At 71.1% G+C, this 11202-nt stretch carries 10 protein-coding genes; 1 reads left to right on the top strand and 9 read right to left on the bottom strand.

The features are described 5' to 3' along the window. Window positions 1–838: 838 nt before the first annotated feature. The 3 genes from ACZ5GT_RS31500 to ACZ5GT_RS31490 are packed head-to-tail and all read right to left on the bottom strand — an operon-like array spanning window position 839 to window position 5502. Window positions 839–1651, bottom strand: coding sequence for an HAD family hydrolase (locus ACZ5GT_RS31500; RefSeq protein WP_469033008.1), 813 nt, complete (start codon window positions 1649–1651; stop codon window positions 839–841). Continuing rightward, on the bottom strand, window positions 1651–4311 hold the full coding sequence (locus ACZ5GT_RS31495; protein WP_469033006.1) for a phosphoribosyltransferase: 2661 nt from the start codon (window positions 4309–4311) through the stop codon (window positions 1651–1653). Before ACZ5GT_RS31495 ends, ACZ5GT_RS31500 begins: the two co-directional genes overlap by 1 nt. A gap of 24 nt (window positions 4312–4335) precedes the next feature. After that, window positions 4336–5502, bottom strand: coding sequence for an HpcH/HpaI aldolase/citrate lyase family protein (locus ACZ5GT_RS31490; protein ID WP_469033004.1), 1167 nt, complete (start codon window positions 5500–5502; stop codon window positions 4336–4338). 183 nt (window positions 5503–5685) lie between these two features. Between ACZ5GT_RS31490 and ACZ5GT_RS31485 the strand changes: the two genes are divergently transcribed. Next, complete coding sequence (locus ACZ5GT_RS31485) at window positions 5686–6507, top strand: TerD family protein (RefSeq protein ID WP_469033000.1); 822 nt, start codon at window positions 5686–5688, stop codon at window positions 6505–6507. A gap of 4 nt (window positions 6508–6511) precedes the next feature. Here the strand turns inward: ACZ5GT_RS31485 and ACZ5GT_RS31480 are convergent, their stop codons facing one another. The 6 genes from ACZ5GT_RS31480 to ACZ5GT_RS31455 all read right to left on the bottom strand — a co-directional run bounded on the left by ACZ5GT_RS31480 (window position 6512) and on the right by ACZ5GT_RS31455 (window position 10967). Then, entirely contained in the window at window positions 6512–7249 is a 738-nt protein-coding gene (locus tag ACZ5GT_RS31480; RefSeq protein WP_469032998.1) for a TerD family protein, read from the bottom strand. A gap of 85 nt (window positions 7250–7334) precedes the next feature. After that, window positions 7335–8480 (bottom strand): DUF475 domain-containing protein, encoded by a 1146-nt coding sequence (locus ACZ5GT_RS31475; protein WP_469032997.1) that lies wholly within the window; start codon window positions 8478–8480, stop codon window positions 7335–7337. A 78-nt stretch (window positions 8481–8558) separates the two neighbouring features. After that, window positions 8559–9134, bottom strand: a complete 576-nt coding sequence (locus ACZ5GT_RS31470; protein WP_469032995.1) for a TerD family protein — start codon at window positions 9132–9134, stop codon at window positions 8559–8561. Window positions 9135–9270: 136 nt separating this feature from the next. After that, a complete protein-coding gene (locus tag ACZ5GT_RS31465) occupies window positions 9271–9846 on the bottom strand; it encodes a TerD family protein (protein ID WP_324789413.1) in 576 nt (191 codons plus the stop codon). Between the two features lie 115 nt (window positions 9847–9961). Further along, window positions 9962–10420, bottom strand: a complete 459-nt coding sequence (locus ACZ5GT_RS31460) for a peroxiredoxin (protein WP_469032991.1) — start codon at window positions 10418–10420, stop codon at window positions 9962–9964. 109 nt (window positions 10421–10529) lie between these two features. Beyond that, window positions 10530–10967, bottom strand: a complete 438-nt coding sequence (locus ACZ5GT_RS31455; RefSeq protein ID WP_398282225.1) for a DUF3052 domain-containing protein — start codon at window positions 10965–10967, stop codon at window positions 10530–10532. Window positions 10968–11202: the final 235 nt, after the last annotated feature.

The raw sequence follows: 11202 nt of genomic DNA, 5'->3' as shown, positions 1-11202 counted from the left end.
GGTGCTGTCGTACTCCCTCCTCCTCCCCCCCCCCCCCCCCCCCCCCCCTCCCCCCCCCCCCCCCCACCCCCCCCCCCCCCCCCCCCCCCCCCCCTGGACCCGCCACCGCGCCTGGGCCCGCCCCTGAGCCCCGGCCCTACCACCAGTGCCGGCCCGCCCGAACCCCGGTCCGCTCCCGTCCCGGCACCGACTCCGGCCCCTGGCCACGACACCGGACCCTGGCTCGACCGCAGCCTCCGGTACGCGGTGCCGGGCCTTGATCCACCCTGGCCCGGCCCAACGCCGGAACCCGGTCCGACACCCAGCCCCGGCCCGGCACCGGCCCCGACCCGACGCCTGGCACGGTCCGACCCGGACTCTGGTCCGAGCCGAGACCCGGCTCTACCGCGCGCCTGAGCCCGCTCTGAGTCCCGGTCTACTCCCGTCCCGGCACCGACCCCGGCCTCTGGCCACCAGCCCGACACCGGGCCCTGGTCCGACCCCGCGATGCCGCGCCTTGGCCCACCCCGGCGCCGAGCCCGACGCCGGGCCCGGCCCTGCCCCGGGCCTGGCCCGTCGCTGAGCCCGGTCCGTCCCCGGCCTGACACCGACCGGCCTCTGACTCACCGGTCCGGCACCGGACCTCGGCCCGACCCGGCCTCCGGCCCACTGTTCCGGGCCTTGGCCCAACCCCGGCACCCGCCCAAGCCCCGGATCCTGGCCCGATGCCGAGCCCGTCCGGCCCGGCGCCGAGCCCGGCCTGGCCCGGGCTCTGGTCCGGTGCCGGGCCGCGGCACGGCCCAAGGACCCGGCCCGACCCCGGCCGCTGGCCCCTGGGGTCCGGGCCCCGGGGCCCCGGCTAGCGGCGCGTGCGGGTGGCGTTCAGGAATTCGCGGAGGATGCGTTCGCCTGCCAGGACTCCGCGCTCGGGGAGGGCGCTGATCGTGGGGGCGGTCCAGTCGGCGTCGGCGAGTTCGCCGTGGCCCGGGCGCCAGCCGCGGTCGGCGGCGAGGAGCAGGTCGGCGTCGAGAAGGGAGTCGCCGGCGGCGAGCGTGAGGTCGGCGCCGGTGCGGCGGGCGACCTCGTGCATCGCGGCGCTCTTGGTGAGCGGCTTGGGCACGGCGTAGATCTTGCGGCCCTGCAGCGACACCGTCCAGCCGCGGTTCTCCGCCCACACCGCGAGTTCCTTCACCCACTCCTCGGGCAGCAGTTCACGCTCGACGACGAGGTAGGCGAAGAGGTCCTCGGCGACCCGGTGCTTGCGCACCCACAGCGGGTCCGCCGTGGCCAGCAGGTGCTCGCGCACCTCCGTCAGCGGCGCGCACTCCTCGGCGAGCCGCGCCGTCACGCGCGCGTGCCAGTCGAGGTCGGACACGCCGTCGACCATCAGGTGCCCGCCGTTGGCGCAGATCGCGTAGGTGGGCGGCGGGCCCGGCAGGTTGATGCGCAGGTACTGCTTGCGGGTGCGGGTCGTCGTCGGGACGAAGACCGCCGCGTCGCCGAGTTCGGCCAGCAGCGCGGCGGCGGTCTCGGTCAGGAACGACAGCGGCCGGCTCTCGTGCACCTCGACGCACAGCAGCCGGGGCGCCCGCGCGTCCGGCATGGTCAGCGCGAGCGCCGCGGGCGAGTAGATGAGCGTGCGGTCCAGGTCGCTGGCCACCAGTACCGGCATCAGACCGTCACCGCCCTGCCGTCGGCGCCGGTCGCGCCGCGGGTGAACCGTGGGTGGATCAACCCCACGCAGCTGTACGGCAGTTCGCCGACCTCCTCGACGGGTACGCCGCGCTGTTCGGCGAGCAGCCGTACGTGGTCCAGGTCGGCGCCCGCCCCGGCCCGGGCGAGGATCTTCCAGGGCACCCGGCGCAGCAGCACCCGGGTGGTCTCGCCGACGCCGGGCTTGACGAGGTTGACGTCGTGGATGCCGTACTCCTCGCTGATGCGCTCGACGGCGGCCCAGCCCTCCCAGGTCGGCGTGCGGTCGCCGGACAGCAGTTCCTTGGCCTGTGCGTCGACGGCGTCCACGACCTCGGGGAAGCGGGCCTCGACGGCGTCGAGGAAGCCGGTCGACACGTCGGCGCCGGCGAGTTCGCGGTAGAACTTCGCGCCGTGGAAGTCGTGCGGGCCGACCAGGTCGGAGCGCAGGACGGTGCGCGATATCAGGCCGGAGACGGTGGAGTTGAGGCAGGCGGAGGGGATGAGGAAGTCCTCGCGGGTGCCGTAGGTGCGCACGCACGAGCCGGGGTCGGCGAGCACCGCGATCTCCGGGTCGAAGCCGGTGATGCCGTCGCCGGCCTCGAACTCGGCGAGCGCCACGGCGAGTTCCCGGGTGATCGCGCCCTTGCCGGTCCAGCCGTCGACGAAGACGACGTCCCGCGGGTCGTGGTGGGCGGCCAGCCAGCGCAGCGCGTTGGCGTCGATGCCGCGGCCGCGCACGATCGAGACGGCGTAGTGCGGCAGGTCCAGGCCGTGCCGGAACCGTGCCCAGCGGCGCATCAGCACGCCGACGGGGGTGCCGGCGCGGGCCAGCGAGACGAGCACCGGGCGCGGTGACCGCTCGGCGAGGACGACCTCGGTGACGGCGCCGACGGCCTGCGCGATGCGGGCCGAGGAGGCGTCCAGGGCCGTGTGGAACAGCCGCTGGTACTGCTCGCTGGGCTGGTACTCCACCGGCAGCGACTCGGCGTAGTGCGCGCCGCCGCTCTGGATGGCCTCCTCGCGCTCCTCGGTCGGCGCCTCCAGCGTGACGTCCGAGAGGTCCTGCAGCAGCCAGCCGACCTCCTCGGGTGGGTAACTGGAGAAGGCGGGGCCGCGGAGGGGCTCGGGCAGCATGGCGGGCCTTTCGGGAACGTGCCGGGGCTCGGGCGCGTACGAGGGGACGACCGTGAGCAGGACGTGCGGGGCGTGGGCGGCGAGCAGGGCGAGCAGGCCGTCGGGCGCGTGCAGGGCGGGCGTGTCGGCGGCCGAGTCGACGACGGCTACGACGGCGTCGAAGCCGGCGCCCGCGACGTTGTAGGCGTAGCGCTCGCCGGGGCCGTCGGCCGGGTCGTCGTGGGCGGGGAAGACCAGGCGGCTGCGTATCGCGTAGCCGGGGTCGTCGACGGCGAGGACGGGCGAGCGGGTGGTGGTGGAGTAGCGGACCTCGGCGTCGGCGATCTGCTCCAGTTCGCGGGCGAGCCGGAGGGGCGCGTACATGAGTTCCTCGAAGCCGAGGACGAGGACGCGGCGCGCGTCGGCGGGCAGGGCTTCGGCGAGCCGGGCGGCCATCGCGGGCAGCGCGCCTTCCAGGCGGGCCCGGTGCGCGGGTGTGAAGCCGTGCCGGCCGCCGTCGGGCAGGCTGTTGGGCCAGCGCAGGTCCACCCGGGCGATGCGGCCGGTGGGCGGGGCCGGCTCGTCGTCCGGGCCGGTTTCCGCCGCCCCTGGAGAGCCCGGGCCGACGCGCTGCGGAGGCGCGGCGGGCCGTACGCCCGCTCCCGGCGAGCCCGTGCCCGGAAGTCGGCCGGTCGCGGCGTTCACCGCACCCCCGGCGTCCCCGGCGCTCACAGCGCCCGCAGCACCCGCAGCACCCGCAGCACCCGCAGAGCTCACAGCGCCCGCAGCGCCCGCAGCGCCTGCGGATTCGTACCGCGTCACCAGCTCCTGTCCCCGTTCCAGCACCCCCTCCGGCAGCAGTACCGTGCCCGAGGCGGCCGCCACCAGGTCCACCCGTGCGCCGATCTCCCGCGCGAAGTCCTCCAGCCGCCGGGCGTCCGCGGCCGAGCGCATGTCGACCAGGGCGACGACGACGTACCGGGGGCGCGGATAGCGCTGGTGGAGGTCGCGGACGGTGTTCAGCACCGTGTTGCCGGTGGAGAACTCGTCGTCGACCAGGACCAGCGGCCCGTCGCCGGCCAGCAGCGCCGGGTCCTCGGGGAGCAGCAGGTGGGAGGTGGCGTGCGAGTGGGACTCCTCGAAGCCGCCGGCGGTGGCGACGCCGGGGACCGGGCGGCGGGTGGAGTGGAGGTAGGGCGCGGTGCCGAGGCCGTCGGCGACGGAGTGGCCGAGGCCGGTGGCGGTCTCCGCGTAGCCGAGGACGACGGCGCGCCGGGCGTCGTCGGGGCCCAGCAGGTCGCGCACCCGGCGGCCGAGCGTGAAGCCGTGGCCGTAGACGACGGACGGCGCCTGCGGTACGTGCTTGCCGAGCACGTTGGAGACCAGCAGGTGGGCCCGCTTGGGGTTGCGGCGCAGCGCGAGCCCCAGCATGCCGGTCAGCGTGTCGTCGCCCGTGAGTTCGACGCCGAGCCGCTCGGCGACCCAGCTGCCGGACCAGACCCGGTTGTTGACTGCGTTGTTCATGCGTCCCTAGGTGATGAGGTGGGCTCAGCCGGGGATTCCGGCGGCGAGCAGGTCCACGAAGCTGACGTCCTCGTTCGCGACACCGAAGACCTCGGCCCGCAGCATGGTGCGCTCGGCCCAGGCGCGGTGCGGCTTCACCTCGTTCATCTTGTTCGTGTACGCGGATCTCAGCACACCCCCGCCGCCCCGTTCGGGCCGCAGAATGTCCGCGGCGTCGCTGAACTCCTCGTGGCTGACCACGGACAGCGCGTGCACGGGCAGGACGTGGGAGGGGTGGATGCAGGTCTTGCCCATCAGGCCGTTGGCCTGGTCCAGGGAGATCTCCCGGAGCAGCCCGTCCATGGCGTGCTCGATCAGTCTCTCGCGCAGTTCGACGGCCTGCCCCTCCAGGAAGGGGCTGGTGCGCAGCATCGGCTTGAACATGCGCTCGGGTACCCGGAAGTACTCCCACACCGGGCCGGTCACCGTGAAGCCGGTGCCGTCGGCGCGGCCCAGCATGTTGACCACGTCGGAAATGACGGAGGCGACGATCTGGACGTCGTAGGCCGTCATGTCGGGGGCCCGGCGCAGGCCGTAGGAGGAGCAGAAGTCGGTCACGCCCAGGCGCAGCGCGAGCACACGGTCGCGGTACTTGTCGATGGCGCGGAAGATGCCCTCCAGGGTCTCCACGCGGGACTCCCGGTAGAGCAGCTCCGGCGATTCGAGGACGGGCATGGCGAACAGCCGCCGGCCGCTCGCCGCCTCGGCGCTCGTCAGGGCCTCGAGGAAGGGGATGCCGCGTTCCTCGGTGAACTTCGGGAACACGAATCCGGACAGCAGCCGGACGGTGTCGCCGAGGCGGCCGACGAGGTCGGGTATCTGCTCGGGGGTGCGGACCCGGATGAACAGCATGGGCAGGTTCCGGCCGTCCTGGCGGTCGAGCTCGGCGAACTGGCTGACCAGGTTCTCCTCGCCGGCCAGGACGTCCGCGTCGTCGATGGAGTCCTCCAGGCACAGCACCATCGAGATCACGCCGTTGCGGGCCTGCTTGACGATGTCTTCGGCGAGGTGGGGGCGGGTGGCGGGGCTGTAGAGGGTGGCGCCCAGGGCGGCGGACAGCACGCGGGCCGGGGAGTCGGCGGTGAACCCGCACGGCTCCTGGTGGAAGAGGCGCCGTCGCACCTCAGGGGCGATGTGCCCGAAATGACGCATGGAACTCCCCCGTGGCGCAAGATGGGCCTTTGGTTTTTGAGAACAGATGGCCGGTAATAGTACGTACGCCTCCATGTCCGGGGTTCCCGCCGGGCATGAATTTCCGGTAACGCCCGTGGGCACAACGGTAGGCGTCTCACCCCCACGTTGTCGTGATCAGGACCGAGAAGGCAGGATGACCGTATGACGCACGCGATGCTGAAGGGGTCGAACGTCCCGCTCGAGGCCACGACGGTGCGCGCCGTCGTGCGCTGGACGCCGGGGCAGGGGGTCCCGGACGTCGATGCCTCGGCGCTGCTCCTCGGTCCTGACGGTCGTGTGCGCTCCGACGAGGACTTCGTCTTCTACAACCAGCCCCGGCACCCTTCCGGGAAGATCTGGTGGCTCGGCAAGAAGCGGACCGCCGACGGTCCCACCGACACGATCCAGACAGATCTGGCCGGTGTCGAGGCCGAGGTCAGCCGGATCGTGCTGGTCGCGTCGGCGGAGGACACCCCCTTCGAGCGCGTGCCCGGCCTGTGCGTCCTGCTGTACGACGCGCGGGTCGCCGACGGTGATCCGATCGTCTCCTTCGACATCAAGCCGGAGACGGGCAAGGAGACCGCGCTGATCTGCGGCGAGCTGTACCGGCGCGGTGAGGGCTGGAAGTTCCGCGCGCTGGGCGAGGGGTACGTCAACGGGCTGAAGGGTCTGGCCACGGACTTCGGCATCTCGGTGGACGAGTCGGAGGAGGCGGCGCCGCAGCAGGCGTCCGCGCCGGAGGTCTCCCGTGCCCTGCCGCCGGAGCAGCCCACGGCGGCGGTCCCGGCCCAGCCGGGGTACGGCTATCCCCCGTCGGCTCCGACGACCCAGCAGCCGCCGCCGACCGCGGCGTACGGCTACCCCCAGCAGCCGGCGGTCACGGCGGCCCGTTCCGGCTACGGCTACCCGCCGCCCGTGCCGACGGCGGCGCCGGACCCGGACTTCCGGCTGCCGCCGCAGGGGCCGCAGTTCATCCGGCCGTAGGCGGTCACCGCTCCGCCTTCGTCTTGTAGCCGCGCCCCCACTGCAGTCCCCAGCCGTACAGCCGGTCGAGTTCGGCCTGGAAGCCGTAGACGAACTTCACCTCGCGGCGCACGAAGAGTTCCCCCTTGACGTTCTCGATCATCACCACGGCGCAGGACCGGGCCTGGGGGTGGCGTTCGTCGAGGCCTATCTCGATCCGGGGGCCGTTGCTGGGGTACAGGGTCACCATCGCCTGCGTACGGTCGAACGCGGGCGTCTGGTCGTATATGTAGACGAAGACCAGCAGGCGTTTGATGGCCTCGCGGTGGTCGAGGTTGACGTAGATCGTCTCGCCGGACGCCGAACCGAACCGGTCGTCGCCGCTGAGTTTGACGTACGGTGCCGCGTTCACGTCGCCGAAGTAGCCGCCGAGCGGCTGGACCACGCCCTTGCTGCCGTCCTCCAGCTCGTACAGGCATCCCAGGTCGAGGTCGACGTTGACCATGCTCTGGCTGTGTCCCATGATCTCCGGCGGCTTGAGCGCCTTGAGGGGGTGGCGCAGCAGGGACTCCCGCTGCGGGCCGCCCAGGTCGCTGGTCCGCATCCGCCAGGTCAGGTTGATGCGGAGGTTGCCGGTGGCCGCGCCCTGTTTGGTGAGCGAGACCTGGCGGTGCCGTTTGGTCAGCTCGATGGCGTTGCTGGCCGCGCTGCCCGAGTCGAAGTCGGTGTCGCGTCCGCGCCACAGTCCGTCCAAGAAGCCCATTCCGCCCCCACGTCCACCGAAAGCCTTCGGGGCGGCCGGGTGGTCCGGCCGCCCCGCTCAGAGCGTTCCCTCCCCCGCGGGGCCGTCACACCCCGGAGGAGACCTCAGTCTTCTCGTCCGAGCCCGAGTTTCCCCCGGACCCGGCGAGCGCGTTGTTGCGGCGCACGGAGGACCAGAAGGACCAGGCGATCAGGATGACGCCGACCAGGCCGGTGATGACCTCGTTGATCTGGTACTGGATGGTGACCATGAGGATCACGGCGAGGGCGCCGATCGCGTAGTGCGCGCCGTGCTCGAGGTAGACGTAGTCGTCGAGGGTGCCCTGGCGGACCAGGTAGACCGTCAGCGACCGCACGTACATCGCGCCGATGCCCAGGCCGAGCGCCATCAGGACGATGTCGTTGGTGATGGCGAACGCGCCGATCACACCGTCGAAGGAGAAGGACGCGTCCAGCACCTCGAGGTAGAGGAACATGAAGAACGCGGCCTGGCCGGCGAGGACGACGGCGGGTTTCTTCTTGCCGGTGCGCTCGGCCTCTTCCTCCTCCTCGTGCTCGCGCTCCTCCTCTTCCTCCAGCCGGTCCTCGAAGTAGCCGGACAGACCGCCGACGACCATGTACGTGATGAGGCCGGCGATGCCGGCGATCAGCACCGTCTGCGCCTTGTCGACGTGCGTGCCGCCGTGCTGGTGGGCGTGGGTGGCGAAGGTGAAGGAGGTGATCAGCAGGACGATGAGGGAGATGCAGACCGACAGCATGTCGACCTTGCCGAGCTTGGCCAGCGGCCGCTCGATCCAGCGCAGCCACTGGATGTCCCGGTCCTCGAAGATGAAGTCGAGGAAGATCATCAGCAGGAACATGCCACCGAACGCGGCGATGGCCGGGTGGGCGTCGGTGACGAGTTCCTGGTAGTGGTCCTTGTTGTTCAGCGCGAGGTCGACGGCCTCGATGGGGCCCATCTTGGCGCTGACGGCGACGATCACGACGGGGAAGACCAGCCGCATGCCGAAGACCGCGATGAGGACGCCGACGGTGAGGAAGATCTTCTGCCAGAAGGCGTTCATCTTCTTCAGGATTCCGGCGTTGACGACCGCGTTGTCGAACGACAGGGAGATCTCGAGGACGGAGAGGATCGCCACGATACCGAAGGCCTCCCACCCCCCGTAGAAGACCGCGGCGACCAGCCCGATCGCGGTGACCGCGAACGACCAGCCGAAGGTTTTCAGAAGCACTGGCTACCCAATCCGTATGGTGGGGGTCCCCCCAAGCCGGGCTCGGGGGAAGGTCTCCCCCGCGCCATACCCGGCTTTTTACGAAACATTGACCCCAAAGTCTAGAGCGATGCCCCGCAGCCCCGACGCGTACCCCTGTCCCACGGCTCGGAACTTCCATTCGCCCTGGTAGCGGTAGAGCTCGCCGAAGATCATCGCGGTCTCGGTGGACGCGTCCTCGCTCAGGTCATAGCGCGCGAGCTCCTGCCCGTCGGCCTGGTTGACGACCCGGATGAACGCGTTGCTGACCTGACCGAAGGTCTGGCCGCGCTCGTCGGCCATGTGGATGGAGACCGGGAAGACGATCTTGTCGCACTGGCCCGGCACCCTGGCCAGGTCGACCAGGATCGACTCGTCGTCGCCCTCGCCCTCACCGGTGAGGTTGTCGCCGGTGTGCTCCACCGAGCCGTCCGGGGACGTGAGCTGGTTGTAGAAGACGAACCACTCGTCACCCAGCACCCGCCCGCCGTTGCACAGCAGGGCGCTGGCGTCGAGGTCGAACGGGGCTCCGGTGGTGGAGCGAGCGTCCCAGCCCAGCCCGATCATCACCTGGGTGAGATTGGGTGCGGCCTTGGACAGGGAGACGTTGCCCCCCTTGGCGAGCGTGACGCCCATGATGTTGGTCCTCCCCGAGTTGGTGCCTGTTCTGTTGTCCTGCACTCCCCCAGAGGGGGACCGCCCCCGGGCGCCGCACGCGAGCGGTGCGGCGCCGGTGTGACGAGACCTCGCGCCCGTCTCAGAAGCTCACGTCTCAGACGTTCACGCCGAAGTCCTGCGCGATGCCGCGCAGGCCCGAGGCGTAGCCCTGGCCGATGGCGCGGAACTTCCACTCGGCGCCGTGCCGGTAGAGCTCGCCGAAGACCATGGCCGTCTCGGTGGAGGCGTCCTCGCTCAGGTCGTAGCGGGCGATCTCCGCGCCGCCGGCCTGGTTCACGACGCGGATGTAGGCGTTGCGGACCTGGCCGAAGGACTGCTGGCGGTTCTCCGCGTCGTAGATGGAGACCGGGAAGACGATCTTCTCGATGTCCATCGGGACCCCCGCGAGGTTGACCTTGATCACCTCGTCGTCGCCCTCACCCTCACCGGTGAGGTTGTCGCCGGTGTGCTCGACGGAGCCGTCGGGGCTCTTGAGGTTGTTGAAGAAGACGAAGTGCGCGTCGCTGCCGACCTTGCCGGAGTTGTTCAGCAGCAGCGCGCTGGCATCGAGGTCGAAGTCGGTGCCGGTCGTGGTGCGGGCGTCCCAGCCCAGGCCGACGAGGACCGCGGTCAGGCCCGGGGCCTCCTTCGTCAGTGATACGTTGCCGCCCTTGCTGAGGCTGACTCCCACGAGTCCTCCATTGGTGTCCATGGGCGGGGAGCCCCGCCGCGCGTTATGACATCGGATCAACGGTTCGATCCTAGTTACGGGTTCCCGCCCGCCGCAGGCCTTGGCGGCGAGAAAATCAGAGGGTGTCGAGCGCCTTGACGTAGTCGTTCAGGTCACGGGCGTCCGGCAGCGCGTTGACGACCGTCCAGCGCACCGTGCCCTCCTTGTCGATGACGAAGGTGCCGCGCACCGCGCACCCCTTGTCCTCGGCGAAGACGCCGTAGGCGCGGGAGACCTCGCCGTGCGGCCAGAAGTCGCTCAGCAGCGGGTATTCCAGGCCCTCCTGCTCGGCGAAGACGCGCAGGGTGTGGATGGAGTCGTTGGAGACGGCGAGCACCTGGGTGTCGCGGTCGGCGAACTTCGGCAGGTTGTCCCGCACCTCGCACAGCTCGCCGGTGCACACGCCGGTGAAGGCGAACGGGTAGAAGAGCAGCACGACGTTCTTGTCGCCGCGGAAGTCGGACAGCTGCACGGTCCTGCCGTGGTTGTCCTTCAGCTCGAAGTCGGGGGCCTTGTCGCCGACCTGGATCGCCATGGGTCGTACGTCCCTTCCGGTGGGGCTGTCGGGGTGATGGCAACCACCCTACGCAGCGATCATGGGACGCCGACGGACGGGCCGGTCGCACCGGCCCGTCCCGGGCGTGTCACTTCTTGGTCTTGGCCGCCTTCGGCGTCACCAGCCGGCTGCCGCTCCAGTCCTTGCCCACGCTGACGCTCTTGGAGGCGGACAGCCCCGCCGTCGTCGCGGCTTCGGAGATGTCGCTCGGCTCCACGTAGCCGTCCCGGCCTGTCTTCGGGGTCAGCAGCAGGATCGAGCCGCCTTCTTCGACGTACGTGGTGGCGTCCACCAGCGCGTCCGTCAGGTCGCCGTCCTCGTCGCGGAACCACAGCACCACGGCGTCGGCCACGTCGTCGTACTCTTCGTCCACCAGGTCGCTGCCGATGACGTCCTCGATGGCCTCGCGGAGCTCCTGGTCGACGTCTTCGTCGTAGCCGATCTCCTGGACCACCTGCTCGGGCTGGAACCCCAGCCTGACGGCAGGGCTCGTCCGCTCCTCCGCGTGGTCCGCGGTCGCGCTCACGGGTTGCCTCCTGATCATGTCTTGGTGATGGTTCAGCCACGCGCGTGCGCGAAGCATTGGCCGTAGTCCACACGGGCGGGGCGGATCGCGCAAGTACCCGGCCGTCCAGACCGCCGAAACGGTGACGATCCTGGCCGTGTCACCGCAACTCCAGGCACGCCGTCCCCTTCGCGAGTGACCTCTACCACACCGTTGTGCCCCCTTTGCCCCATTGGGAACCCCACTCTTCCCCTCC

The sequence above is a fragment of the Streptomyces sp. NPDC031340 genome (assembly GCF_055569945.1).
This window is presented reverse-complemented; position numbering and strand designations above follow the sequence as displayed.

What these genes read in the sequence shown, in the direction of transcription:
- ACZ5GT_RS31500 (WP_469033008.1), bottom strand. Translation starts at nt 1,651, where the DNA reads ATGCCGGTACTGGTGGCCAGCGACCTGGACCGCACGCTCATCTACTCG.
- ACZ5GT_RS31495 (WP_469033006.1), bottom strand. Translation starts at nt 4,311, where the DNA reads ATGAACAACGCAGTCAACAACCGGGTCTGGTCCGGCAGCTGGGTCGCC.
- ACZ5GT_RS31490 (WP_469033004.1), bottom strand. Translation starts at nt 5,502, where the DNA reads ATGCGTCATTTCGGGCACATCGCCCCTGAGGTGCGACGGCGCCTCTTC.
- ACZ5GT_RS31485 (WP_469033000.1), top strand. Translation starts at nt 5,686, where the DNA reads ATGACGCACGCGATGCTGAAGGGGTCGAACGTCCCGCTCGAGGCCACG.
- ACZ5GT_RS31480 (WP_469032998.1), bottom strand. Translation starts at nt 7,249, where the DNA reads ATGGGCTTCTTGGACGGACTGTGGCGCGGACGCGACACCGACTTCGAC.
- ACZ5GT_RS31470 (WP_469032995.1), bottom strand. Translation starts at nt 9,134, where the DNA reads ATGGGCGTCACGCTCGCCAAGGGGGGCAACGTCTCCCTGTCCAAGGCC.
- ACZ5GT_RS31460 (WP_469032991.1), bottom strand. Translation starts at nt 10,420, where the DNA reads ATGGCGATCCAGGTCGGCGACAAGGCCCCCGACTTCGAGCTGAAGGAC.